This window comes from Streptomyces sp. NPDC028368 (genome assembly GCF_055565615.1).
Map to the genome: position 1 here is coordinate 36,997 of NZ_JBVHTY010000007.1, position 26,290 is coordinate 63,286.

Below are 26,290 nucleotides of genomic sequence, written 5' to 3' on the forward strand. Positions count from 1 at the left end.
CCTTTTCGCCGAGGGTCAGGGGACGGCTCGGTCACCGCCCCCTGAGGGATGATTCTGGCAAATCTGGCGGAATGTCACGATTTGGGGCGACATGGTGAATGTGGAGTCGCGGCGTCTGCGCAGGGTGGTGGCCAGGCCCACCGCGGCCAACGCCAGCGCGCCCGCGCCGCTCGCCGCCAGCCCCGGTACCAAGCCCGGAGGGGTGTACGCGCACGACAGCCGCGAGGCGCCGGAGCCCAGCGGGACGGCCAGCAGACCGGCGAACGAACCCGCGGCGCGCCACGGCCCGCCGTCCACCGAACAGCCCCACCCGGGTACCGCCACAAGAGCGAACAGCGCGCTGCCGGAACTGCCCGCCGGCAGCTCGGCAACCAGCCCGTGTCCGCTGGTGTTCACCCTGACGGGCCCCTTGGCGCGCAGCGCGCCCACCGCGGCGGCTAGCCTGCGCGGCGGGAGACAGCCGATGGCGTGCGCGGGCACATGCTGCCGGCCACGCCCGGTGAAGCGCACCGCCAGGACGCCGTCGGCGGGCACCTTTCCCAGCCGGCGCACCGGGTTGGCGGTGACATCGTGCCGCCCGATCGCCCGGCTGCGCCTGCCCAGGCCGCTGACCTGCCCGGAGAACCATGGCGCGTACCAGACGGCGGTCCCGCCCGGCGCGCAGCGCGCGGTGAAGGTGGTGCCCGGCCCGGCGGGCCCGGTGCCCGACCACGGCGGGTCGACGGCGGGCAGGGCCCAGCCTGTGCCGTCGCGCACCGGGGCGGGGCCCGCCGTCGGCGTCAGGGCGGGGACCTCGTAGACCTTGGCGCCCAGGACCTGCTCCTGGCGGGCGAAGACGGTATCCAGGCGGCCGCCGGGCCGTGGCAGCCGGTCCCGTACGGTCAGCAGCGGGCCCGGACGCGCGGTCCGGACGGTGAACCGGCCGTGGCTGCGCGGCGCCAGATAGCTGCTGACGCCCATCAGGGCCCGCCCCACCGGGTCCTCGAAGCTGAGCGTGTGGCGCCCCTTGATGTACCAGCCCGCGCCCAGCCTGTGCAGCGTGCGGGCGGTGGCGGCGGGCACATAGCTGCTGTAGTAGGAGCCGCCCTCGCCGCCGATCAGCAGCGGATCGTTGTTGGCGAACTCGTGCGGGCCGGGGTCGGTACGTGCACGGGGCCAGTCGCTCCGGGCCGCGAGCCCGTCCTGGACGGCGAGCGCCCGCTGGCTGAGCGTGACCTTCGGCCGGAACCACTCGATCTTGTCCCGCAGCACCGCGAGGGAGAGCGCCGAAAAAGCCGAACCGAGCACAACGGTGCAGGTCAGCGCCACGACCGCGGCGGCGCGCAGCGCGCCTTGGCCGGTGCGGCGGCGCGAGCGCGCGAGCGCGATCAGTGCGCCCAGGGCGAGGGTCCCGCCGCCGGCCACCAGGATCCAGGTGGCGGCGCCGACCGAGGGCCGGTCGCGGCACAGCCAGGCGAGCAGCGCCACCAGCACCGCACCCGCGGCCAGTTCACCCGGCCTCGGCCGGTGCGCCAGCGCGAGCCAGGCGATCATCACCAGGATCCCGCTGAGCACGAAGCCGGCCCGGAACGGGCTCCCGTTGGGCAGCGCAAAGCCGTGCCACAGCAAAATCGTCGGCTCCCACACGAACGAACCGGCCACCCCGGCCGCCAGGACCGACCACCCGATACGGGCTCCGGCCGGCACGGCCCGCACAAAGGGGAACGCCGCCACCAGCAGCAGCCCGAACACCCCGATGAAGATGTTCGGGACCTCCGCCTCGCCGCCCCCGCCCGGCAGCAGCTGTGCCAACTGGTCCAGCAGCTCCGGCGGTCCGGGGTAGTCCGCCTCCGGTGCGGGCTGCGCGGCCCGGCTGGCCGCGAAGGTGACGGTCAGCGCGGGCGCCGCCAGCAGGATGCCGGTGACCGTCATCGAGCCGGCCCGCGCCAGTGCCCGCAGCCGGCCACGGACCGGCGTCCCGCAGGCCGGCGTCAGCCGCACCAGCAGCACCAGCACCGTGGCGAGGGTCGCCATCGCCGCCGTATAGAAATTCCCCGCCCACGCGAGCGCGCACAGCAGCGTGCCCGCCACCCAACGGCGCCGCTGCAGACACCAGTCCGCGGCGATGCCCGTCATCGGCAGGGACACCAGCCCCCACATCCACATCGGATCGGCGAACCCGTCGCGCAGCACCCAGGCGCACAGCCCGTACCCCACCGCGAGCAGCGCCCGCAGCAGCCCGGACCCGGGCTGCAGACGCCCGAGGAAGACGGTCATCAGCGCCGCACCGAGACCGATGCTCAACAACGTCACCAGGAAGACCGGCAACTCGACCAGATGCCGCGGAAAGAGCCCGACGAGCCAGGAGAACGGATTCATCAGGTACGTGAGGAAATCGGCCAGGAACGGAACGCCGTACCCGCTGCTCCAGTTGAAGAACAGATCGCCGCCGGCGGTGCCGTGCAGCAGGTCCCACAGCCGGGCGTGGAACGGGATGAACTGATTGCCCAGGTCGTTGACGGCGCGCGAGCGCGCTCCGAACGGGTAGCCGCCGTGCACCGCCAGCGCCAGGCAGTACGCCCCCATGGACAGCAGCGCCGCGAGGCCGGGGGCGGCCGGGCGGCGGAGGGTCGGTCTCACAGTGCCGCGGTCTCCAGCTCCAAGATCAAGATCGCCGGAGGCTCACTCTAAGGGATATGTCTTGAATGTTCGTTTCGCTGTGCCGAAGTGCGGGGTAGTTTCCCCTGATTCCCCTGTGGCTGCCGGTATCGCCCACGGGCCCGGAGGAGAAGGAACGGAGGGCAGGTGGCCGTCACCGACACGCCCCCGCCCCACGACGCCCCGAGGCCGACCGTCTCCGTCATCGTCCCCGTGCACAACACCCGCCGCTACCTCGGCCGCAGCCTGGGCTCCGTCTTCGCCCAGACGCTGGACCAAGGCCGCATCGAGGTGATCGCGGTCGACGACGGCTCCACCGACGGCAGCGGCGCATGGCTGACGGAAACGGCCCGCACCCACCCCAACCTGACGGTCCTCCACCGCTCGGCATCCGGCGGCGCCGGCCGCCCCCGCAACATCGGCCTGGCCCACGCCACCGGCGACTACGTCTTCTTCCTCGACTCCGACGACCGCCTCGGCCCCGAAGCGCTCGCCCGCCTCACCGACATGGCGCAGACACACGGCTCGGACATCGTCTACGGCCGCCTGGTCGGCGCCGACGGCCGCGACGCCCCCGTCGACCTGCGCACCACCAGCGGCAACGTCTCCCTCTTCGACTCCCCGGTCTACTGGACGCTGGCCGCCTACAAACTCTTCCGCCGCGCCTTCCTCGACCGCCACCGCCTCCGCTTCGTCGAAGGCCGCCTGCGCGCCGAGGACCTCCCCTTCGGCATCACGGCCCTGCTCCGCGCCGAGGTCATCTCCGTCCTCGCCGACTACGACTGCTACTACCTGCACGGCCGCGACGACGACAGCAACGCCAGCCGCCGGCCCATCGACTGGCCCGAATACCTCGCCTACATCGGCACGGTCCTCGCCGGCCTCACCGACGCCGTCCCGCCCGGCCCCGACCGCGACAAACTGATGGTCCGTCACTTCCACGGCGAGATCCTCATGCCCTTCGCCGCCCCCTACCTCGCCGGCGACCCGCCCGGCCGCCGCGACATGATCACCGCCGCCCGCCCCCTCGTCACGCGCTATCTCACCGACCGCGTCCTGGCCGCCCTGCCACCCCGCCTCCGCCTCCGCGCCCACTGCCTGCGCGCCGGCCTCGACGACGAGCTGACCGCCGTCATCCGCGCCGACACCGAAACCCGCCCCGGCCCGCCCCACGTCGACCCCGACGGCCGCGTCTACGCCGCCTACCCCCACTTCCGCGACCCCGCCCGCCCCCTCCCGGACGCCCTCTACGACCTCACCGACCGCCTCGCCCTGCGCCAGCGCCTGATCGGCTACCGCTGGGCCGACGGCGCCCTCCACCTGAACGGCACCGCCGAACTCCCCGGCCTGACCGCACACTCCGTCGACATCGTGCTCCGCGGCCGGGGCGCCGAACACCGCCTCCCCGCCCGGTACGCGGACGGCACATGGCACGCCGTACTCGACCCGGCGACCGCCGCGGACGGCGAGCCGCCGGCCGACGGCATCTGGGGCCTGAAAGTCGCGGTCACCGCCTACGGCGCGGGCCGCGCACCCGTACGCCGCGCCGCCTGGCTGCACCCCGAACACGAGGACCCCGCAAGCCTCGCCCCGCGCATCGTCACCCGCGACCCCGCCGCCCCCGCCGTCGCCGCCCTCTTCCTCTCCCACCCCCACGGCCATCTCCACCTCGACCTGGACGGCCGCGGCACCCGCCGCCCCCCGGGCGCCGACCTGCAAGGCGAGACCACCCGCACCACCCTCAGCGCCGACCTCACCCTCCCCGGCTGCCCCACGGACGCCAGGCTCCAGCTGCTCCTCCTCGACGCGACGCGCACCGTGGCGCTGCGCACCAAGGTCAAGCGCGGGGCGGGCGACCGGTACACGGTGCGGGCCCGGCTGCGCGGCGCACCGACGGGCAGATGGCGGGTGGCACTCCTGCTCACCGCGGGGCCGCTGCGCTGCCGGCTGCCGGTACGGGGCGGCGACGGCGAGGACGGCGAACCGCTGACCGTCACCACTCACTGAGCGCGCCCGCCACCGCCCCGCGCCTGCCTCAGCCCACCTGCGCCGGCACGGCACACGCCTCGGCGATCGCCCCGGTGTCCCAGCAGAACGGGCGGATACCGGTGACCTTCCCGTCCGCGACCTCGAGTCTCACGCCTGCCGGCGCAGCCCCCACCCGGCCCACGCCGAGCTGATCATGTCCCGCACGTCGTGGTGCGCCTTCCAGCCCAGCTCCGCGGTGATCCGCTCGGCCGCGGCCACCACCCGCGCCGGGTCGCCGGGGCGGCGCGGCGTGACCTTGGGCGTCACGCCCTCGTGCCCGGTGACCTCGCAGATCAGATCGATCAGCTCCCGTACCGAAACGCCTTCGCCGCGGCCGATGTTGAGGGTCAAGTCCCGCACCGGGCCCGGCTCGGCGAGCTTGCGGGCCGCGGCCACATGGGCGTCGGCGAGGTCGGCGACATGGATGTAGTCGCGGATGCAGGTGCCGTCGGGGGTGTCGTAGTCGTCACCGAAGATGCGGGGCGCGGCGCCTTCGGTGAGCTTCTCGAAAACCATGGGGACGATGTTGAAGACGCCGGTGTCGGCCAGTTCGGCAGTGGCCGCGCCGGCAACGTTGAAGTAGCGCAGGCAGGCGGTGCTGATGCCGTGCGCCGCACCGACCGCGCGGGCCATCCACTCACCGACGAGCTTCGTCTCGCCGTACGGATTGATCGGCACACAGGGCGTGTCCTCGGTGACCAGATCGACGTCCGGCATGCCGTAGACGGCGGCCGAGGAGGAGAAGACGAAGCGGCCGACGCCGGCGGCGGCCATGGCCTCCAGCAGCGTCTGCAGACCGTGCACGTTCTCCCGGTAGTAGACGAGGGGCATCTCCACCGACTCGCCGACCTGCTTCTTGGCGGCCAGATGCACCACATCGGTGATCCGGTGCGCGGCGAAAGTGCGGTCCAGCAGCGCACGGTCGAGCGTGGAGCCGACGATCAGCGGGACGCCCTCGGGGATCCGGCCGGCGATGCCCGTCGTCAGGTTGTCGAGCACCACGACCTGCTCGCCCGCCTGACGCAGGGCCCGTACGACATGGGCGCCGATGTAGCCGGCACCACCCGTGATCAAGTAAGACATAGCGCCAATCCTAGGACGGGGAACACAGCAACGGGGGCAAGGGAGAACGGTTCAGAGGCGGAGTCTGCGGGCCGCGATACGCCATACGCTGCGCAGCCCGGCCGCCACCCGCAGCGACAGCGCGCCGCCGGTCGTCGCATACGGCTGGGCCAGGAGCAGAAAATGGCGGCGGCTGGGCAGGACACGGCGGCGCAGGCCGGGGCCGGCCGCGCGCAGCGAGGCGCGGAAACCCGAGCCGTCCGCGCAGCGCACCTCGGCCATCAGGTCCCACGGCTCGGGACCGCCCGCCCGCCCGCTGCCACGTTCGACCAGGGTGCCCAGATCCAGCACCACCTCGGCGGTCCAGCAGGCCGCCGACCCGGAAACGGCCGGGTCCGCGGTGAGCGCGGCGGTGTGCACAGGGCCCCGCCGGTCGTCCCGGCGGCGTCGCAGTTCGACGTCGATGCTCGCGGGCCCCGCCGCGGCCAGCCGTCCGTAAAGGTCGTGGACGCGCAGCCGCAGCGTGCTGCGGGGGCCGATGAGCGGCTCGGCGTCGATGGCCACCGGAAGGCGGTGCATCGGCTTGGTGCCCAGGGCGTCCAGTTCCACCTCGGGGAGGTCCGCGGACCATACGGCGCGGCCGTCGGCCTCCGCGTACGGGGGCAGCAGCCGCCCCGGCCGGGCGGCGAGCTGGGTGAGGCGCTCCAGATCCCGCGGGGCGGGCGACGCCAGAACGACGCGGGCCAGCCACCGGGCCGGGGCGCGGGCGGCGCGCAGATCGGCCTCGTCGAAGCCCGCCAGGTAGTCGCGGGTCAGCCGCCACCACTCGGCGCGGTAGTCGGCGCCCCGGGTGTGCAGCTCACGGACGTACATCCGCAGATCGTGATCGAGGAACTTGGTGCCCGCGGCCTGCGCGAGAGCCTTGTGCCCGGCGGCGAGGAAGATCCGCACACTGGCCCGGTGGGCGTCGATGCGGGCCTGCCAGTTGGCGACGTCGGTGCGGTCGAGGGAGATCGACTGCTTGGCCGCGGACCGGCGCACATGCCAGATGTAGACCCGGTCGGGGATCGTGGCGATGCGCTCCGCGGCGGCCAGGACATGCGCCGTGAAAACGAAGTCCTCATAGGTGTAGCGGCCCTCGGGGAACGCGATGCCGTGCTCCGACAGGAACGCGCGCTCATAGAGCTTGTTGACGCACAGGGTGTCGCGGACCAGCAGCGGGTCGGCGTCGGCGGAAGAGTGCACCGCTGCCTCGCGGTAGAGCGCCGGCTGCCAGGGAACATCGCGCTGCGCGGGCAGCTCACGGCGTACACAGGCGCCCGACACCACCGGGACGTCGTGCCGCAGCGCAGCGGCCAGCAGCGCCTGCGCCGCGCCCGCGGGCAGCACATCGTCGCTGTCCAGGAACATCACGAAGCGGCCGGTGGCGGCGCGCAGCCCGTCATTGCGCGGGCTGCCGCAGCCGCCGCTGTTCTCGGCGCGGTGGATGACCCGCACCCGGGGATCGGTACGGGCCAGGGCGTCCAGGGCGTCGCCCGTGCCGTCGGTGGAGGCGTCGTTCACCGCGATCACCTCGGCGACCGTCGCTCCAGGGGGACCCTGAGCCAGCGCGGAGCGCACGGCATCGCCGACATGGACGGCATCGTTGAAGGCGATGACGACGATGCTGACCTGCGCGGTTGGCGTGATGGTGGGCCCAGGCAGTGGCTCAAGGGCTTCTTTCACAGTCACTAAATCTACATTTCGTGTCGACAGCATCTCTGGGGGCACGAGCGGGATCCGGTCCGTTTGTCTGATGGATCAGAGGCAGAATCCCCTCGAGGGGTTGCACCCGTCGCCACGGTTTGGCGTGTTCTTTCCGTCTTCTTACTGGCGCGGAAGGCCGGTCTTACTGGCGGGAAGGCCGGGCTCGGGCATGCATCGGCCCGTAAGGACCTCCGCACAAGCTGTAACGACGCGAAGCCCGCACGATGCCGATCCGGGCGCCACCACGTTTCCCCCGCCCGCCCCCGGCCCTTCTCCCGCCCGCCCCCGGCGCCTCACTCCACGAGCAGATCCGCCACCCGGGCCGCCGCGCCCCCGTCGTCCCGGTGACAGAACGCCTGCCGGAAATCCGCATACGCCTCCGCGCCGGCCCGGACGATGGCCGGCAGGTCACCCAGCGCATCGATCAGCTCCCCGGTGGAGGCGAGCAGCGGGCCCGGAACCCGAGCCTCGAAATCGAGCGTGAAACCACGCAGGCTGTCGCGGTAGTGCGGCAGATCGGGCGTCAGGAACAGCATCGGGCGGCCCGTGTTGGCGAAATCCGCGGCCAGCGAGGAGTAGTCGGTGACCAGCACATCGGCGGCCAGGAGGAGCTCCGTGGCGTCGGGGTGCGCCGAGACATCGAGAGCGAACGGCGCATGGTGGGCCGGCAGCCGGTCGGCCACCAGCGGATGGCTGCGCACCAGCAGGACGTGGTCGTCGGCCAGGGCCTCACGGGCCAGCCCCAGGTCCACCGGCAGATGCAGGCGGTGATGCGCGGCGTCGTAGGCCAGATCGTCGCGAAGAGTGGGGGCGTAGAGCACGACCTTACGGCCCGGCTCGATGCCCAGACGCCCCCGTACGGCCGCCGCCACCCGGTCCCGGTCCGCCGCCAGCAGCGCGTCGGTACGCGGCAGACCGGACTCCAGCAGCTCACCGCTGTACCCCAGAGCCGAGCGCAGCACGGGCGTGCTGTGCGCATTGGGGGACAGCAGCACGCTCCACTGCCGGCCCAGCCGGGGCCGCGGCGCCAGATGCGCCAGCCCCGCACACAGCGTGCCCGCCAGCCCCGCACCGATCTGCTTGAGCGGCGTGCCGTGCCAGGTCTGGACAACGGTCTGCCCGTCGCGGCGCAGAAACCACGAAGGCAGGTGCGTGTTGGTGACGACCCAGCGGCTGTGAGCCAGCGCACCGTGCCACTCGGCACTGCCCACGACCACCGCACGGGCGGTGTCCGGCACCACCGCCTGGCCGTCCCGCACCGCCCACAGATGCGCGACATCCGCCCCCCGGCGCACCAGCTCCTCGTGCACCGCACGCGGCGAATCCCCGTACGCCCGGCCGCCGAAGCTGCTGTAGAGGACGGCCTCACGCAGCGGCCGGCCACGGTGCAGCGGGTAGTGCAGCTCGCGCAGCACCCGGCGGCGGTAGGGGCCGCGGTCGGTGACGGGCAGCACCGGGCCCGCCGTCACCAGCGCCTCGTCATGACGGTGCCGGTCGAGGGTGAGCGGCTTGCCACCGACCGTACGGGAGGTGGGCAGCCCGTCGAAGACGGCGGGCGCGAAGCGCACCGGGGCATCCAGGGCCGAGCCCGCGGCCCCCAGCTCCCGCAGATGCAGCGTCCAGCGGCCCTCACGCAGCGGCAGCTCGCCCGCAAGGGAAGGAACCGCGCCCAGCGGCAGCGCACAGTGGAAGCGGCCGCCGTCGTGGGTGGCCGCAAAGGCCACCTCGGCCGCATGCGCACCGTGCTTGAGGACGACCTCGGTGGCCGGCGGCGCGGCATCCGGCAGCCGCCCCGCCACCAGAAGAGTGCCGTCCGCCCGCCACACGACACGGTCCACATACGGCTGCGGAGTGCGGTCATGAAGGACGAGATTCCCGCCGGCGGTCGCCGCCACCACCAGCTCACGGCCGTGCGGCAGCGGATGACCCACCGGCGACAGCCCCGGCGGGCAGGCGATACGGTCCGTGCCGCCGTCCGGCAGCACCAGCTCCGCGGCCCAGGTCTCGGTGTGCACCGGCAAGACCGCCCGCGGCGCGTCATCCCGGCAAGGGCGGGCGGCGGCCAGCGCGTCGAGGCGGATCCGGACGGTGAGCCGCGCGTCCCGCCCTCGAGCCGCTTGCCCCGCCTCCACCGGGAAGGACACCACCGTGCCCGTCCCCTCATGGGTCAGCCGCAGCGCCGCCGGAAACGGGCCTGGCGCCGTCACCGTCAGATCCAGGGCGTCGGCCCCCGCCAAGCCGTGCCCGGCCAGCCGGCGCGTACGGCGCTCGACCGACAGCCGCAGCCGCCCCCCGGCGTACCCGGGAACGATCCGCACACAGCCGTCCCCGGCCTCGTGCGCCGGCGGCGCCGCCCCCGAACCGCCCCGAGCCGCCCGCAACGGCGCCGCCCGCACCACCCCCGCCGACGCGACGATCACCCCGACCGTCCAGTCCCCCTCCTCCCAGCGCCCACCCCTGCGCAGCCGGGCCGGATCGAGCGTGACCTCGAAGCCCGCCCAGTCGTAACAGTGCCGCTCCTGACCGGATTCGGCGGTCGCCTGCGGCATCGCCACCGCCCGCAGCGGCAGCAGGATCCGGCGCCGCCCCTGCGCCACCACCACCGTCCTGAGATAGCTGTGCCGGGTGGCCGCATCCAGATTCCGCAGATACGCCCAGCCGCGCAAAACCAGCGACCCCTCCCGCCACACCGCCTCCTGGACCTGCGCCCGGACGGGGAAATCCGCCCGGTCCAGCCGGGTCACGCCTGGCGGCAGCTCCAGCGGGGGAGTGAACGGGAGCACCGCGCGCTTGCGCAACGGCGGCCCGGCGACATCGAACCCGGACGGGTTACGGGACTCGTACGCCAGCAGCGCGAGCAGATCCGCGAGCCGGCCGGCGCGGATCAGATACCAGCGCATCCGCAGCTCCACCGGGAGCGTGGGGAACAGCCGCGGATCGACCTGGGCGAGGAAGTCGCGGGCGCCCTCCAGGAACGCGGTACGGCACTCGGGCGCGGCCGCGGGCAGCGCCGCGACCAGATCGAGCAGCCCCTCGGTCAGCGCCCACCGGTCGTTCTCGCGCCGGAAGCCGTGACGGTCGGGATGGGCCGGGTCGGCGAGAAAACGGCGGATGCCCGCCATCGTCGCGAACCGCTCCCGCACGCCCGCCACATCCGGCCGCCGGTGCCGCCCGGCGCCCTCCGGCAGCCGGTGGTGGACGACGTGTTGATGAAGGACGTCCACCGCCCCCGCCAGGAAGTGCGCGGGCACCGTCACCGCCGCATCGTCACACAACTCGCCTTCGGGAAAAGCGAGTTCATGACGGTCCCAGAAGGTGCGGCGGAACACCTTGTTGCGGACGTAACGGTCGGACAGCAGCGTGCGGTCCTCGGTGATGTGGGTGCGCAACGCCGTGCCGCGGGCCGCCGGACGGTCCCGCGACGGACTGCGGCCGAACGCACCGAGCCGGTAGACATTGCCGGTCGCGAAATCCGCACCGGACCGCTCCAGCAGGCCGGTCAGATCCTGATAGGCGCGCGGCAGCAGCACATCGTCGGCGTCGAGGAACGCCAGATAACCGGTCCCCGGATAGGCATGCCGGGCACCGGTGTTGCGCGCGGCACCGACAGTGGGAACCCCTCCAGGACGGCGCACGACACGGAACCTGGGGTCCCGGTCGGCGAACGCGCGGACGACACTGGCGCTCTCTTCGCCGGCCCCCTCCACCAGCACCACATCCAGCTCGGTCAGCGTCTGGGCCGCCACCGACTCCAGACACTCCTCCACATTCCGCTCGGACCCCCCGATACGAGGAACCGGGACGACCACGGTGAGCCGAGGCTTCATACGCGCGGACCTGCCTTTCCGAACAGGCGAATCACGGGATTGCGGCGTTCAACTCGCCCGTCGGCGGCGCGGTCACCGGATCTGCGCTGAAAGGGTGAGACGGCGGGGGCCCGCACAGGGGCGGCGTGCCGCACAGCCGGGCTCCCCCTCGATGCCGTAGACCGTTGGGCAGCGCCACAGCGCCCTACGCGCCGTGTCCCCAGGGAAAGGTGACCGCGACCCGATGCCCGGCCGAACCGACAGCTCCGCCGCCACCAACCGGCCCGACGTACCCGCCCCGCAGGCGCGCGGCACCCGGCCCGCCAGGGACGCCGGCACCGCACCGCACGCCTCCACCGCGCGCTTCCCGGCCGGCGAACGCACCGGCGTGGTACGGCCCTTGCCCGCCCGCCCCCGCTACCGCCGCCAGCTGCGCCGGATCGGCCCCGGGCGGGTGCTGGACATCGGCTGCGGAGCGGGCGACACGCTCGCCGGCTGCGCACCCGGCAGCGTCGGCATCGACCACGACCCGCGCTCCGTCCACAAATGCCGGGCCCGCGGACTCACCGCCTACACCGCCGACGCCTTCCTCGAGAGCCCGCACGCCCGCCCCGGCGCCTTCGACGCACTGCTGTGCGCGCACGTCCTGGAGCATCTCGACGACGAACAGGTCGAGGGTCTGCTGCGGGCCTATCTCCCCTACGTCCGGCCGGGCGGCGGCATCCTGCTGATCACCCCGCAGGAGGCCGGACACCGCGCCGAGGCCGCCCCGGTCCGCTTCACCGACTTCCCCCTGCTGCGCGCCTTCGCCGAGTCGGCCGGACTGGCCGTACGGCGCACCTACTCCTACCCCTTGCCGCGCGCCGCCGGGAAACTGCTGCGGCGCAATGTGTTCGCGCTGGTGGGGCAGGTGCCCCGGTAGGGCGTACGGGCCGGGCCGGGGCGGCCGGCCCGGCCCGTACGCCCGTCGGTCAGCGCCCCGCCGTACGGGACTTCCGGCGGGCCGAGACGATCGCCCGGGTGACGACCGGCGGCAGCACATCCAGCGCGACCCGGCGCAGCACACTGCGCTGCGGGCGGGGCGCCGGACGGGCCGCGGGGCGCGCGGCGGCTGCCGCGGGCGCCTGAGCCGCCGGACGCTCGGCCGCACGGGCCGCGGCCTTCGGCCGGTGCCGGGAGACCGGCTGCGCGGGCTCCTTGGCGCCCTTGGCGCTCAGCCGGATCAGCGGGGCGTCATTGACGTACTGCACCTCGTGCCAGACGTCCTTACGGGACTGCAGCCACTCCAGCAGCGCCTTCTGCAGGGGCTCCGGATCGCCCCATGTCCCGTAGAACTTGGTACCGGTGATGCAGATGGGGCGCAGCCCCTCGTTGGCCACGGCCTGCCAGGTGGCCGCCGCCACCCCCGGGCAGTGCTCGGCCCGGTAGTCGTCCATGACCACAATGCCCTCGTCGGTGAGCAGCTCCCGCACCGCCAGGATGTCGCCGTGCACATGCTCGTACAGATGCGAGGCGTCGATATGCGCGAACCGCACCGTGCCGTCATCGACATGGTCACGGACGACGGAGCTCAGACCCTGCACGATGGTGGGCAGCTCATCGTGGAACGAGAGGTAGTTGGCCTCGAAGGCACGACGCGTCAAGGTCGCGTAGGACTTCTTCATCTCCTTGGAGTTGGAGACGTCCTCGGCAGGGGAATCGAAAAGATCGCAGACCGTGAAGCGCTCGTCGGCGCGCATCCGGGCACCGAGGAAAATGGCACTCTTGCCCATGAACGCGCCCAGTTCGAGCAGGTCGCCCGCGACGGACCGGTCCCGCTGATGCGCGAGGAACCAGTCGAACATCAGCTGGTCGGCGGTGAAGAACCAGCCCTTGACATCGGACAGTCGGGTGGGGCAGGGGAGTTGTTCGGCACTCTGGTCTGCGATGGGGGCAGTCATGTGCGGTCCGTCTCCAGACGGTCGGGAATCGATGGCGAGGTGCGACACGTGATGCGACACGTATAGGGATGCGTGGAGGTATGTGCCGGCTTGTTCTGCCGTGGATGTGATGCGGAGGAATCCGCTGTTACCGAAGCCTCAGCCGTGACCTTCAGCCGTGACCTTCAGTCCCGGCCGATGCTTCTGCTGTTGTAGATGCGGCCGACACCGGGGCCGGTTCCGCGTGGGCGCGGACCCGCGCAGGGCCCGGGGCGCCGCCGCCCGGCACCCGAAACGTCCGAGCGCGTCTACGCAGTGTCCACGACAAGACCCTGTCGCACCATGCGTTTCACGGCACTGACCGCCATCGGCCGCCATCGATCGTCATGGTAGGGGGAGAGAAGTGAACGGAAGGTGGCGCAGGCCACTCGCGGGCACCGCGGCACGACCCGGGGCCCGCGCCGCCGGCCCGCCTACTTCACTGCGCCGGCCATCACACCGGAGACGAACTGCCGCTGGAAGGCGAAAAAGACGATCAGCGGCACCACCATCGAGACAAACGCGCCCGGCGCCAGCACATCGATGTTGTTGCCGAACTGCCGCACCTCCTGCTGCAGGGCAACGGTGATCGGCGGACGGCCGCTGTCCGCGAAGATCAGCGCGATCAGCATGTCGTTCCACACCCACAGGAACTGGAAAATCCCCAGCGACGCGATCGCCGGCCCGCCCAGCGGCATCACCACCCGGGTGAACAGCCGCAGCTCACCCGCCCCGTCCAGCCGGGCCGCCTCCAACAGCTCGCGCGGGATCTCCGCGAAGAAGTTCCGCAGCAAAAACACCGCGAACGGCAGCCCGAACGCCGTATGGAAAAGGATCACCCCGGCCGTGGTCTCGAACAGCCCCACCGCACCGAACAGCTTCGCCACCGGGATCAGCGCCACCTGAACGGGCACCACCAGCAGCCCCACGACCACCATGAACCAGCCGTCGCGCCCGGGAAAGTCCATCCACGCAAACGCATAACCGGCCAGCGACCCGATGACCACCACCAGCACCGTGGCCGGCACCGTGATCGCCGCGGTGGTCAGCAGCGAGCCCATCACCTTCTCGTTGCCCAGCAGCTGGCTGTAATTGTCAAAGGTGATCTGGGCCGGCTTGCTGAAAACCTGCCACCAGCCCGACTCGGCGATCTGCTGCGGGCTGCGCAGCGACGACAGCAGCAGCCCGACGGTCGGCATCAGCCAGAAAAGCGCCACCAGGATCAGAAAGATCCGCAGCGCACCGCCGCCGGTCCGGGCCGCGATCCGCGTGCTCAGCGGCCGCCCGGCCCGTACGGCACGGCCCGCCGCCCCGGCCTCGGAGGCACCCTCGACAGTCGTCATCGCAGACGCTCCTTCCGGATGCGCCGGAGATTGACGTACATCACCGGCAGCACAAGCAGCAGCAGGAATACGGCGATCGCACTGCCCAGACCCTCGTCGACGTCCGTACCGAACGACGACTGGAACAGCTGGAGGGCGAGCACATTGGCGGAACGGATACTCGAACCCGGCGCGATGATGTAGACCAGATCGAAGATCTTCAACACATTGATCATGAGCGTGACCAGGACGACCACCAGAACGGGCGCCAGCAGCGGCACCGTGATCCGCCGGAAGACCTGCCACTCACCCGCCCCGTCCACCCGCGCCGCCTCCAACAGCTCGCGCGGCACCGCCGCCAGCCCCGCCGCGATCAGCACCATCGCGAAACCGGCCCACATCCACACATAAGAGCCGATGATGGCCGGGGTGACCAACGCCGGGCCGAGCCAGTCGACGCCGTTGTACGCCTCCGCGAAATTCGCCGCGGGCAGCCGCAGCCGGGCACCGTCGGCCTTCCCCGCAGGCAACGCGTACGTCCCGTCGGCCGCCGTCGTCGCCGAGGCGACCACCGCACCCCCCTTGACCGCCTCGACCGTCAGCCCCGCCAGCGCCTTCTCCCGGCCGTCGATGACATTCGGCCGGCCACCGCCACCGCGGGTGAAATCCAGCCAGACCGCGCCGGTGACCATCCCCGGCCGGGGCTTCGCGGCGGCCGCCGGCCGCGCATCCCGCACATCGCCCTGCTGTACGGCGACCAGCGGCAGATTCACCGCAGCCGCCGCACCACCGGCCCGCACCGCCGACCTGGTCGTGAACGCCCCGCCGCCCGACGGCCGCAGATCGCCGTTCGGCCGGGGCTTGGCGCCCGGGAACGGCGCGGGATCGGCGAACGTGTCATGCACACTCACCCACACCGCATTGGCCACGCCGCGCTCCGGATCCTGGTCGTAGACCAGCCGGAAAATGATGCCCGCCGCCAGCATGGAGATCGCCATCGGCATGAAAACGACCAGCTTGAACGCGGTGCCCCAGCTGATCCGCTCGGTGAGCACCGCGAAGATCAGCCCGAGAGCCGTGGAGACGGCCGGCGCGACCACAACCCAGATGACGTTGTTCTTCAGCGCCGTGCGGATGCCGTCGTCCGAGAACAACTCGCCGTAGTTGCCCAGCCCCACAAAGCCGTTACCGGACGCGTCGAACAGGCTGCGGTAGACGGAGAAGACGATGGGATAGACGACCAGCGCGCCCAGCAGCACCAGCGCGGGCAGCAGAAAGACCGCCGCGACCCAGGGCCGGGTGCCCATGACGCTCCTGCCGACGCCCCTGCGCTTCCTGGCAGCGGCGGTCTTGCTCGCGGCGGCTCGTAAGTCGCTCATCGTGACGGTCCCCCCGGTCCGGTCGAGGCGGTCGGCGTCCCTACCCGAACGATGTCGGTCAGCGCCCGCGCGATGTCGTTCACCGTCCGAACGATGTCGGTCAGCTCCCGAACTGCGTCGGCCGGCGCCTGAACTGTGCCGGTCAGTGCCTGAACTGCGTCGGTCAGTGCCCGAACTGTGCCGGTCAGTGCCCGAACGATTTCGCGGCGTCCTTCTCCAACTGCGCCTGCGTGCCCGCGACATCCTCGGGGTTCTTCAGAAAGTCCTGCAGGTCCTTCCACTCGCCCTGGCCCGGCTTGCCGCCGAAGGAGGCGGGCGCCTGGTCCGACATGTCGAAACGGAAGTCGTCGCCCGCCGCGATCAGCGCCCCCGCGATCTTGCGCATCACCCCATTGGCATACGCCGCCCGGTCCAGCTCCTTGTTCGGCGAGATGAACCCGCCCGCCTGCGCCCAGATCTTGGCCGCGTCCGTCGACGCCAGGAACGTCAGCAGCGCCTGCGAACCCTTGCTGTCCTTGAGCGCCACCGCCACATCGCCACCCGTCACCACGGGCGACCTGTCACCCACGGCCGGGAACGGGAAGACCTTGGCGTCCGTGCCGATCTTCGCCTTGGTCTGGGCGATGTTCGCCGCGGCGAAGTCGGCCGAGGAGACCATCGCGGCCTTCGGCGCGTCACCGCCGCTGAAGGTCTGCGTCACCGATGTGGGGAAATCCGTCTGCAGCGCCCCGGAATTGCCGCCGGACAGGAGATCCTTACGGCCGAAGAGCCGGCCGAGCGTGGTCAGCGCCTGCTTGACCGACGGATCCGTCCACTTGATCGCGTGCTGCGCCAGCTGGTCGTACTTCCGCGGCCCCGCCTGCGAGAGATAGACATTCTCGAACCAGTCGGTCAGCGTCCAGCCGTCCGAACCGCCGACCGAAACCGGCTCCACACCCGACTCGGAAATCGTCTGCGCCGCCTTCAGGAACTGCGGCCAGTTCTTGGGCTCCGTGGCGCCCGCATTGTCGAACGCCTTGGCGTTGTACCAGACCAGCGACTTGTTGCTGGCCTTGAAGTAGACCCCGTACTGCGTGCCCTTGTGGGCGCCCAGATCCTGCCAGCCCTTGGAGTAGTTCTTCGCGAGCTGCGCCTTCGCGGTGGCGCCGAGCGGCTTGAGCCAGCCCTTCCCGGCGAACTCGTTGAGCACACCCACCTGCTGGAGCATCGCGATGTCCGGCGGACCGCCACCGGCGATCTTCGAACCGATGAAACCGGCCATGTCGTCACCGCTGGGCACGAAATCGACCTTGGCCCCGGTGCGCTTCTCGAACTCGTCCAGCACCTTGACGAAGTTCTCCCGCTCGGGCCCCGTCCAGACCGCGGTGACCTGCAGCTTTTGCCCACTGAGCTGCGGGAGGCGGACGGTGGGGGCGGTGCTGCCGCCCTTACTCCCGCCGCTCGCGTCATCCTTGGTGCCGCCACACGCGGCCAGTACGAGGGCGAGCGCCGCGGCCGCCGCCAGTGCGGTCGTCGCGCGTCCAGCCCTGCGGTCGAATCGTGTGCGCATCCCCGTAGCCCCTTATCGCTGCGCCTGCCGTGCGTGCGGTGGTGCCGGTTGCGGTGGTGCTCTTCGCGGTGCCGTGCGTGCGGTGGTGTGCCGGTTGCGGTGGTGCGGTGGTGCTCTTCGCGGTGCTGTGCGTGCGCTGGGTGTGCCGGTTGCGGTGGTGCTCTTCGCGGTGCTGTGCGTGCGCTGGGTGTGCCGGTTGCGGTGGTGCCGGGACGGCTGCCGTGTGCGGCTGCCGATGTGCGGCGCATCTCCGCACCTACGCACCCTGCATCGGCGTACGCACCCTGCCTCGGCGTCTCGGCGCGACAGGTCGACGCCCTGCCGGTGTGCGACAGGTCTACGCCCTGGGCAGAGGGTCCGCAATACCGCGTTCCCCACCAACTCACCTTTTGTGATGGGGCTGTTACGGGCCGCCGCCCCGGGCTCACACCAGGGGCGGCGTGGTGGACGTCCCCAGGGACTGCGCGGCCCGCTCCAGGGCGCTGGCCAGGAGTGCCAGGTCCGTAGGGCCGTTGCCCAGCTCACGCAGCGGGCGCCGGGCCGGCGGGTCCCCCATCCGCTGCCACTCCAACGGCACGACCGTCGGCCGCAGCGTGGACGTACGGGGTATCCGGCCGGTCACCCGGCCCGCCTGGAACGGCGTGGAGGAGCCGTCCTCCGCCCGGTTCAGCCGCCCGCGGCCCGGCAGCACCGGCTCGGACGGCTCGGCAGGATCGGCCGGGACGCCCAACTGGATGCGCAGACCGGCCCGTTCGCCGGTCGCGGTCTCGCGCGTACGGTCCGGATGGCCGCTCGCCGCTATCAGATGGACGCCCAGCGCCGCGCCGTCCCGGGCGACCGCTTCCAGGGCCCGCACCACGGAACCGGCGGCCGGCCGGCCCGTACTGCCCAGGGCCGGGGCCACCAGCGCGTCGAAGTCGTCGACGAGCACGAACAGCCGTGGCATCGGCGGGACCTGGTTTTCCTCGGCGGGCGCCCCGCTGCGCGCTCGCAGCTGCAGTGTGCCCGTGGTCGACGGGTCCGCCGGTGTGCTGCTGCCTCCGTTTCGGCAACGATTACGGAGAGTGATTGGTTCCTGCGCTCCGTCACCGTCCTCCGTCGTGCGGCGCGGAGAGACGATCCGCGGCGCGGGGAGATGCTTGGCGCGCCATTCGGCGAACGGCGTGCCGCCCAGTATTTCCGCGCGCCGCTTCAGCTCGGAGGACAGCGCCTGCGCGAACTCCCGCATCCGGACCGGATCCGAGGCGGCCAGATACGTCGTGACATGCGGCAGATCCGTGCACACCCGCAGCCCCTCGCCGCGCTCGCTGCCGCCGCCGTCCACCAGGACCAGCGACAGCAGATCGGGGCGGTCCGCGGCGGCGAGCGAGGCGGCCAGTGAGCGCATCAGCTCGGTCTTGCCGGTGGCCGCCGCGCCCTCCAGGAGGAGGTGGGTGCCGTCGGCGACGAGGTCGGCGGCCAGCGGCCCGTGCGGGCCGGCGCCGAGCACCGCGGGGGTGCTGGGCCGGTCGGTGTCCAGGGCGGCGGCCCAGCGCGCCATCAGGGACGCGGGAGTGGCGCGGGCCAGCCCCAGCTCGTCCAGCAGCCGGGAGGAGTCGGGGAGCGGGACGGCCGTGCGGTGCACCCGATGGCCGCCGACCGTGGCTGTCGCATCGGCCTCGCGCAGCGGCGCCAGCGCGCGGGCGAACCGCTCGGCCCAGGCGGAGGAGACCGCGTCCACCGCGGCGACCGTGCCGTTCGGCCCGGAACCGGGCTGGACGACGCGCAGCGCCGTGGCCACATCGCCGCTGAGCACCGCCACCGCCCCGCACTCGCCGAACGCGGGCGACGCCACCCGGGCGGCCTCGTACGTCGCGGCCAAGGGGAAGGCGGGGGACGCGGCGGGCGTCTCCGCCAGACAGATCAGGTGGATGCCGGCCGACGGGCCGCCCGCCGCGAGCCGGGCCGCGGTCTCCCGCAGCTCCGACGAGCCGAGGTCGCCGTCCACGATCACGACCGTGTGCGGACCCCGGTGGCGGGCCGCGGCGGCGGCGACCTCGGCGCGGTCGGCGCTGGGCCAGTCGGTGCCGAGCGGGCCGTCGTCCAGGCGGCGCATCAGCTCGGCCGTACGGGCCGCGGCCTGCTCCTTGTCGTAGGCGAGCAGCAGCCGGCAGTCCTGGCCGTGCGCCGGGCGGACGTGCGGCAGCCAGCCGAGCCAGGACCAGTCGGCCACCCGCTCCTCGGTGCCGCGCCCCCGGTCCGTGGAGATCAGCACGATCTCGAGGGCGGAGGGGGAGTGCAGGGCGGCGAGCTGGGCCACGGCGGCGCGGGCCAGCCCGGCGAGTCTCTCGCGCGGCCCGGCCAGGCCCAGGGAGCCCGCCCGGCGCAGCTCGACGGTGACCGGCACGGCGGTCCGGCCGCCGCCCTTGCCGGCCGTCCCCAGCCGGACGGTGAGCGCGTCGGGGTGCTCCTGGCCGCGCTCCCACAGCCGGGGCCCCGGGCCGAGCGCCGTCAAGAGGACCGCGGCGGCATCCGGCCAGCGTTCGTGCGCGGCGCTCGCCCCGGCGGCCGGGTCGGCCGCCACGGAGCCCGGCCCGTACGCCTCGCCGGCCGGCGAGGCCGCCGGCCCGCTGCCGCTGCCCGGGGCCGGGAGCGCCCCGGCGTCGTCCGGCCCCTCCAGGGCGGGCCGGCCGGCGGCCAGTCGTCGCGCCCAGGCGCCGATGCCGCCGCGGCGGGCCGCCTTGGGGGATGCGGGGTCGGCGGGTGCCAGTTGCTGACGGCCGGCGTGGGTGCCGTCCTGGGGGCCGGGGGTGTAGGTCCGGGCGCCGTATTCCTGAGGGGCGTGGTCGCTTTGACAGGCGGGGGCGGCCGGGTGGCCCGCCCCGCCGGGTGGCGGCCCGTCGTCGTGCGGCGCCGTACCGCGCAGGGGCGTGTCCCGCCGCGCGGTGGCGCCCTGCGGAGCGCGGGCGGCGGGCGGCGGCGGGAAGGCGGGGGCGGCCGCGCTCCGGGCGCCGTAAGGGGCTTCCCGGGGGCCGGCCTCCCCCTGCCCGCCCGCAGGAGCGACAGCCGGAGAGACCCGCGCCGCACCGGTCGCGGCCCCCGGCGCGACCCGCAGATGCCCCTCGCCGTCGGGGGCGGCCGGCAGCGCCGGGTCCGGGGTGGCGGGGGAGGACTGCAGCCGGAGCGCGGATTCGCCGACCCGCAGCAGCGCGCCGGGCCGCAGCGGGGCGGGCTGTTCGCCCAGCTCGACGCCGTCGACGGCGGTGCCGTTGGTGGAGCGCAGGTCGGCGACGTACACCGAGCCGTCCGGCTCGACCGTCACTGCGCAGTGCAGCCGGGAGACGTCCGGGTCGTCCAGGGGGACGTCCGCGTCGGCGGAGCGGCCGATACGGATCTGGCCGCCGTGCAGCAGATGGACGCCACCGGCATCCGGCCCCGAGACGACGCGCAGCCGTGCGGAGCCGTGCGGCAGGCCGTGTGCCGGGGCGGGCCCGGGGCCCTGGAGGGCGAGTACCGCGCCGTCGATCAGCGGCGGCTCGCCGATCGCCGCGCGCTGGGGGTCGAGCCGCTCATTTCCCGCGTACAGCACCACGGGGCCGCTGCCGCCCGCACCGCCGCCCACATCCGCGCCCGAGCCGGCCACGGAGGCCGCGAGGGAGCCCGCCACCGACGCCAGGGCGGTCCCGGCAGGGGCCGTCACAAGCACGTCGCAGGCCCGTGTGGTGTGGCCGCTGCGCGGCCCGAGGACGGTCAGCCGGATCTGCATCGCCGTCAACGGTCCCTTCTGCCGGGAATCCGGCAGGGGCTCCGTCACCCCCCACCGCGCCCGAGCACGTCGGCACGTACAAGTCCCAAGTGCACGTCGCGACGGAGACCGCGCGCCCCCACCACCGCGTGCTGGGTGCATCCTCGCACCTGCCACTGACAACACGCCCGCCGACCGCCGCTTGGTGATCTTGATTGGTCTTCTAAGGGCGAAAAAGTGCCGGGTTGCGCGCGGTGAACGGCCTGATTTCGATCGCCGCGGTCAGCTGCCGGCGCGGCCGGGACCCTGCGCCGCCCCTCCCGCGCTTCCCCCGGCGGGCGTCCGATGGCAACCATCCGCCCCGAACGCGCGTCTTCCCCACAAGCCTCGTCCGGCGGCCGAGCCGTGGATTGTGCCCGACGGCCTACAGTGGGTCGGACGGGCCGCGAGCTGACCCAGCGGGCCAGGCAAGAGATCCCCACACGACCAGGGAGCGCATGACGTGCGGCCGGTAGGCAGCAAGTACCTGCTCGAGGAGCCGCTGGGACGCGGCGCCACGGGCACCGTCTGGCGTGCCCGCCAGCGGGAGGCGGCGGGCGCCGAGGCCGCCGTGGCCGGCGAGCCCGGCGAGACCGTCGCGATCAAGGTCCTCAAGGAGGAGCTGGCGAACGATGCGGATGTGGTGATGCGCTTCCTGCGGGAGCGCTCCGTCCTGCTGCGGCTCACCCACCCCAACATCGTCCGCACCCGCGACCTCGTCGTGGAGGGCGATCTGCTCGCCCTGGTCATGGACCTGGTCGACGGCCCCGACCTGCACCGCTACCTGCGAGACAACGGCCCCTTCAGCCCGGTGGCCGCCTCCCTGCTCACCGCGCAGATCGCCGACGCCCTGGCGGCCAGCCACGCCGACGGCGTCGTCCACCGCGACCTCAAGCCCGCCAACGTCCTGCTCGCCGGCTCCGACGGCAGCAGCGAGATGCACCCGATGCTGACCGACTTCGGCATCGCGCGCCTCGCCGACTCCCCGGGCCTGACCCGCACCCACGAATTCGTCGGCACCCCCGCCTATGTGGCGCCGGAGTCCGCCGAGGGCCGCCCGCAGACCTCCGCCGTGGACATCTACGGCGCCGGAATCCTGCTGTACGAGCTGGTCACCGGCCGTCCGCCGTTCGCCGGATCGACCGCCCTCGAGGTGCTGCACCGCCACCTGAGCGAGGAGCCGCGCCGCCCCAGCACGCTGCCCGAGCCGCTGTGGACGGTCATCGAACGCTGTCTGCGCAAGCGCCCCGAGGAGCGGCCGAGCGCCGAGAACCTCGCCCGTGCGCTGCGCACCGTGGCGGCCGGTGTCGGCGTGCACGCCACCCCGGCCGCGGCCGAGGCCGCACTCGGCGTCGCCGCGCTGCTCGCCCCCGACCCGGCGCCCGCCACGGTCCCCGGTACGGGCACCGGCGGTCCGGGCACCGGTGACGCCGACCCCACCCAGGTCCTCCCGTCCAACGCCGGCTCGTACGACCCGGCGGCGGCCACCAGCGTGCTGCCCTCCACCGGGGCAGCGGGCTATCCGGGAGGCCAAGGGGGCCAGGGCTACGGCCAGGGAGGCGCCGACCCCACGCGCGCGATGCCCCCGATGCCCATGGGTGCCCCCGCAGGCGGCCCCCAGGAGCCCGAGGGACCGCATCCCTGGGAGTCCCAGCTGCGCGCCGCCCGCGACCGCAACGAACAGACCCAGGTGCAGTACCTGGACCCGGGCGACGACCCGCTGCGCCGCCGCCCCCAGCGCCGCCCGGCGGACCCCCAGCAGCCCCCGCCGCCGCAGTACCGCCGGCAGGAGCCGCCGCCGTACGCCCAGCAGCAGCGCCCGGCCCCGCAGCGGCGCCAGGAGCCGCCGCCGGAGCGATACGAGCCGCAGCGCCGGCCCGACCCGGAGCCCCGGCCCCGCCGCGAGCCGCGCCCGCGCAGCGCCAATCCGATGAAGATTCCCGGCCTGGGCTGCCTCAAGGGCTGCCTGTTCGCCCTGCTCATACTGTTCGTCGCGAGCTGGCTGATCTGGGAGCTGACCCCGCTCCAGGAGTGGATCGGTACCACCAAGGGCTTCTTCGCCCAGATCGGGGACATCTTCACGACCGTGAAGAACTTCGTCGACGGACTGGGCAACAGCAGCGGGACCTGACCCGGCTCCGGTCCCGGCCCGGCCCTGCCGTTGCCCACCTTGGGGATTTGTCGACTTCTGACGGGCAATTTCGCGCACAGAAGTGAAGGTTGCGGCTGTCGGGGGCACTGAACCCCTTGGCACCCGCGTAGCTTTGACGCCAACTTCAGTCCCCGCAGGACGCTCGGGGGCCCGACACGTCGGAGCAGTTTTGGCACGGAAGATCGGCAGCCGGTACACCGCTCACCAGATCCTGGGACGCGGCAGTGCCGGCACGGTATGGCTGGGCGAGGGTCCCGAAGGGGCCGTGGCCATCAAGCTGTTGCGTGAGGATCTCGCCTCCGACCAGGAGCTCGTCGGCCGCTTCGTGCAGGAGCGTACGGCGCTGCTGAGCCTGGAACACCCGCATGTCGTCGGCGTCCGCGATCTCGTCGTCGACGGCAACGACCTGGCGCTGGTCATGGACCTCGTACGGGGTACGGACCTGCGCACCCGCCTGGAGCGCGAGCGCCGGCTGGCCCCGGAGGCCGCCGTCGCCATCGCCGCCGACGTCGCCGACGGCCTCGCCGCCGCGCACGCCGCCCGGATCGTGCACCGCGACGTCAAGCCCGAGAACGTCCTCCTGGACATGCAGGGCGCCCTCGGCCCCGGTGGCGCGCACCCCGCGCTGCTCACCGACTTCGGCATCGCCCGCCTGGTGGACCTGCCGCGCAGAACCCTCCCCCAGCCGCCGGCCGGGGGGACCCCCGTCTCGCTTCGCTCGACCAAGGTCATCGGCACCCCCGACTACCTCGCCCCCGAGATCATCGAAGGCCTCCCGCCGCGCGCCTCCGTCGACGTCTACGCCCTGGCGACCGTCCTGTACGAGCTGCTCGCCGGCTTCACCCCGTTCGGCGGCGGGCACCCCGGGGCCGTACTGCGCCGCCATGTCACCGAGAGCGTCGCCCCCCTGCCCGGCATCCCCGACGAACTGTGGCAGCTGCTGCTCCAGTGCCTGGCCAAGGCGCCCGCCTCCCGGCTGCGCGCCCCCGAGCTGGCCGCCCGGCTGCGCGAGCTGCTCCCGGGCCTGGCCGGCATTCCGCCGCTGGACATCGACGAGCCCGACAGCGAACAGCCGGAGGACGACCCGGAGGGCGCGGCCGCCACCGGGGCCCGCGACTACCCGCAGGCCGCCCAAGCCGAGGACACCCCGCCGCGCGGCGCCGTCCCGCTGGTCCAGGGCGCCGCGCCGGACTCCAACCGGGACACCCACACCAGCATGCGGGTCCCCGGCCCGGACGAGCTCGCGGGCGGCGCCCACGGCACCGCCCGTACGCCCAGGGTCGCCGGCGAGCGGCGGGCCGGCTCGGCCCGGCACCGCTCCTCCGCGGAGGCGCTGCGCCGCCGCCGGATCAAACTCGGCGCGGTCGCCGCCGCGGTGCTCGCCGCGGCCGGCCTCGGCGGCTGGCTGGCCTCGGGCGACGACGAGCCGGGCGACGCCGGTCCGGGCATCCACCAGCCGGCCCCCGACGCCCCCTGAGCCCCACCGGCCCCGCCCGGCCCCCGTTCGCCGGGCCCCGGGCGGGGCCGAGCCACACCGGCCGCGACACACTGTCGGCGGTAGCCGTTAGGCTGGGTGCGTGGCAGTCGTCGATGTATCCGAAGAGCTGAAGTCCCTCTCCTCGACCATGGGGTCGATCGAGGCCGTCCTGGACCTCGACAAGATGAGGGCCGATATCGCCGTGCTCGAGGAGCAGGCCGCGGCGCCGTCCCTGTGGGACGACGTGGAGAACGCACAGAAGATCACCAGCCAGCTGTCCTACCTCCAGGGCCAGCTGCGCCGGGCCGAGGAGCTGCGCGGCCGGGTCGACGACGTCGAGGTGCTCTTCGAGCTGGCCGAGGCCGAGGACGACGAGGACGCCCGAGGCGAGGCCGAGGCGGAGCTGGCGTCCGTCCGCAAGGCGGTGGACGAGCTCGAGGTGCGCACGCTGCTGTCGGGCGAGTACGACGCCCGCGAGGCGCTGGTCAACATCCGCGCCGAGGCCGGTGGCGTGGACGCCGCCGACTTCGCCGAGAAGCTCCAGCGGATGTATCTGCGCTGGGCCGAGCGCCACGGCTACAAGACCGAGCTGTACGAGACCTCGTACGCCGAAGAGGCCGGCATCAAGTCGACGACCTTCGCCGTCCAGATTCCGTACGCCTACGGCACCCTCTCGGTCGAGCAGGGCACGCACCGCCTGGTGCGTATCTCGCCGTTCGACAACCAGGGCCGCCGCCAGACCTCCTTCGCGGGCGTCGAGGTGCTGCCGGTCGTCGAGAAGACCGACCACGTCGAGATCGACGACTCGGACCTGCGGGTGGACGTCTACCGCTCCTCCGGCCCCGGTGGCCAGGGCGTCAACACCACGGACTCCGCGGTCCGTCTGACGCACCTCCCCACCGGCATCGTCGTCTCCTGCCAGAACGAACGCTCGCAGATCCAGAACAAGGCCTCCGCGATGAACGTCCTCCAGGCCAAGCTCCTTGAGCGCCGCCGCCAGGAGGAGCAGGCCAAGATGGACGCCCTCAAGGGCGACGGCGGCAACTCCTGGGGCAACCAGATGCGTTCGTACGTCCTGCACCCGTACCAGATGGTCAAGGACCTGCGTACCGAGTTCGAGGTCGGCAACCCCAGCTCCGTCCTGGACGGCGACATCGACGGCTTCCTGGAGGCCGGCATCCGCTGGCGCAAGCAGCAGGAGAAGTAGCCGCTTCGGCCCTTTTGCGACCCGGACAACTGCCTCCCTCGGGGAGGCAGTTGTTTTTCGCTTCAGCGGTTTGGTCACAGTCGTATGTCCATGTACCGCCCAACTCTCAGCAATTCGGGCATCGGGCCTTTATTCGACCTTGACGATGTTGGCGGAACTGGGAAGGGTGGGCGCGGCATGCGTATGTCTGGGGCGCGTGTATGA

14 protein-coding genes are annotated in these 26,290 nt (G+C 72.9%); 5 read left to right on the plus strand and 9 right to left on the minus strand.

Annotated elements, in window-relative coordinates; genetic code table 11:
• Positions 1 to 15: 15 nt before the first annotated feature.
• The gene (locus ACZ4S3_RS17635; protein ID WP_467934355.1) at positions 16 to 2,619 is read right to left on the minus strand and encodes a YfhO family protein; all 2,604 of its coding nucleotides are present in this window, start codon (positions 2,617 to 2,619) and stop codon (positions 16 to 18) included.
• Positions 2,620 to 2,784: 165 nt separating this feature from the next.
• Between ACZ4S3_RS17635 and ACZ4S3_RS17640 the strand changes: the two genes are divergently transcribed.
• Positions 2,785 to 4,644 (plus strand): glycosyltransferase family 2 protein, encoded by a 1,860-nt coding sequence (locus ACZ4S3_RS17640; RefSeq protein ID WP_467934359.1) that lies wholly within the window; start codon positions 2,785 to 2,787, stop codon positions 4,642 to 4,644.
• Between the two features lie 129 nt (positions 4,645 to 4,773).
• Here the strand turns inward: ACZ4S3_RS17640 and galE are convergent, their stop codons facing one another.
• From galE to ACZ4S3_RS17655, 3 genes are all read right to left on the minus strand, one after another.
• On the minus strand, positions 4,774 to 5,748 hold the full coding sequence (gene galE / locus ACZ4S3_RS17645; RefSeq protein ID WP_467934365.1) for a UDP-glucose 4-epimerase GalE: 975 nt from the start codon (positions 5,746 to 5,748) through the stop codon (positions 4,774 to 4,776).
• A gap of 51 nt (positions 5,749 to 5,799) precedes the next feature.
• Positions 5,800 to 7,452, minus strand: coding sequence for a glycosyltransferase family 2 protein (locus ACZ4S3_RS17650; RefSeq protein ID WP_467934369.1), 1,653 nt, complete (start codon positions 7,450 to 7,452; stop codon positions 5,800 to 5,802).
• Positions 7,453 to 7,766: 314 nt separating this feature from the next.
• The gene (locus tag ACZ4S3_RS17655) at positions 7,767 to 11,300 is read right to left on the minus strand and encodes a bifunctional glycosyltransferase/CDP-glycerol:glycerophosphate glycerophosphotransferase (RefSeq protein ID WP_467934373.1); all 3,534 of its coding nucleotides are present in this window, start codon (positions 11,298 to 11,300) and stop codon (positions 7,767 to 7,769) included.
• Between the two features lie 223 nt (positions 11,301 to 11,523).
• Here ACZ4S3_RS17655 and ACZ4S3_RS17660 point away from each other — a divergent pair, with 223 nt between their 5' ends.
• A complete protein-coding gene (locus tag ACZ4S3_RS17660) occupies positions 11,524 to 12,201 on the plus strand; it encodes a class I SAM-dependent methyltransferase (protein WP_467934377.1) in 678 nt (225 codons plus the stop codon).
• A 49-nt stretch (positions 12,202 to 12,250) separates the two neighbouring features.
• On the opposite strand, the gene ACZ4S3_RS17665 is transcribed toward ACZ4S3_RS17660, so the two are convergent.
• The 5 genes from ACZ4S3_RS17665 to ACZ4S3_RS17685 all read right to left on the minus strand — a co-directional run bounded on the left by ACZ4S3_RS17665 (position 12,251) and on the right by ACZ4S3_RS17685 (position 21,232).
• Entirely contained in the window at positions 12,251 to 13,219 is a 969-nt protein-coding gene (locus ACZ4S3_RS17665; protein ID WP_467934381.1) for a class I SAM-dependent methyltransferase, read from the minus strand.
• A gap of 452 nt (positions 13,220 to 13,671) precedes the next feature.
• The gene (locus tag ACZ4S3_RS17670) at positions 13,672 to 14,580 is read right to left on the minus strand and encodes a carbohydrate ABC transporter permease (RefSeq protein WP_467934385.1); all 909 of its coding nucleotides are present in this window, start codon (positions 14,578 to 14,580) and stop codon (positions 13,672 to 13,674) included.
• Positions 14,577 to 15,938, minus strand: a complete 1,362-nt coding sequence (locus ACZ4S3_RS17675; protein WP_467934388.1) for a carbohydrate ABC transporter permease — start codon at positions 15,936 to 15,938, stop codon at positions 14,577 to 14,579. The genes ACZ4S3_RS17670 and ACZ4S3_RS17675 overlap by 4 nt, the downstream gene beginning before the upstream one ends.
• A gap of 184 nt (positions 15,939 to 16,122) precedes the next feature.
• Positions 16,123 to 17,487: an ABC transporter substrate-binding protein gene (locus ACZ4S3_RS17680; protein WP_467934392.1), complete on the minus strand. Its 1,365-nt coding sequence runs from the start codon at positions 17,485 to 17,487 to the stop codon at positions 16,123 to 16,125.
• A gap of 424 nt (positions 17,488 to 17,911) precedes the next feature.
• Positions 17,912 to 21,232, minus strand: a complete 3,321-nt coding sequence (locus tag ACZ4S3_RS17685; protein ID WP_467935539.1) for an FHA domain-containing protein — start codon at positions 21,230 to 21,232, stop codon at positions 17,912 to 17,914.
• A 481-nt stretch (positions 21,233 to 21,713) separates the two neighbouring features.
• Between ACZ4S3_RS17685 and ACZ4S3_RS17690 the strand changes: the two genes are divergently transcribed.
• The 3 genes from ACZ4S3_RS17690 (at position 21,714) to prfB (ending at position 26,086) form a co-directional block, all read left to right on the plus strand.
• Positions 21,714 to 23,381: a serine/threonine-protein kinase gene (locus tag ACZ4S3_RS17690; protein ID WP_467934396.1), complete on the plus strand. Its 1,668-nt coding sequence runs from the start codon at positions 21,714 to 21,716 to the stop codon at positions 23,379 to 23,381.
• A gap of 190 nt (positions 23,382 to 23,571) precedes the next feature.
• Positions 23,572 to 24,879, plus strand: coding sequence for a serine/threonine-protein kinase (locus ACZ4S3_RS17695; protein WP_467934400.1), 1,308 nt, complete (start codon positions 23,572 to 23,574; stop codon positions 24,877 to 24,879).
• Between the two features lie 100 nt (positions 24,880 to 24,979).
• Positions 24,980 to 26,086 (plus strand): peptide chain release factor 2, encoded by a 1,107-nt coding sequence (prfB, locus tag ACZ4S3_RS17700; RefSeq protein WP_467934405.1) that lies wholly within the window; start codon positions 24,980 to 24,982, stop codon positions 26,084 to 26,086.
• Positions 26,087 to 26,290: the final 204 nt, after the last annotated feature.

Excerpts from the sequence above, each read along its gene's own strand:
- ACZ4S3_RS17680 (WP_467934392.1), bottom strand. The coding sequence starts at position 17,487 with ATGCGCACACGATTCGACCGCAGGGCTGGACGCGCGACGACCGCACTG.
- ACZ4S3_RS17660 (WP_467934377.1), top strand. The coding sequence starts at position 11,524 with ATGCCCGGCCGAACCGACAGCTCCGCCGCCACCAACCGGCCCGACGTA.
- ACZ4S3_RS17670 (WP_467934385.1), bottom strand. The coding sequence starts at position 14,580 with ATGACGACTGTCGAGGGTGCCTCCGAGGCCGGGGCGGCGGGCCGTGCC.
- ACZ4S3_RS17665 (WP_467934381.1), bottom strand. The coding sequence starts at position 13,219 with ATGACTGCCCCCATCGCAGACCAGAGTGCCGAACAACTCCCCTGCCCC.
- ACZ4S3_RS17655 (WP_467934373.1), bottom strand. The coding sequence starts at position 11,300 with ATGAAGCCTCGGCTCACCGTGGTCGTCCCGGTTCCTCGTATCGGGGGG.
- ACZ4S3_RS17675 (WP_467934388.1), bottom strand. The coding sequence starts at position 15,938 with ATGAGCGACTTACGAGCCGCCGCGAGCAAGACCGCCGCTGCCAGGAAG.
- galE (WP_467934365.1), bottom strand. The coding sequence starts at position 5,748 with ATGTCTTACTTGATCACGGGTGGTGCCGGCTACATCGGCGCCCATGTC.
- ACZ4S3_RS17685 (WP_467935539.1), bottom strand. The coding sequence starts at position 21,232 with ATGCAGATCCGGCTGACCGTCCTCGGGCCGCGCAGCGGCCACACCACA.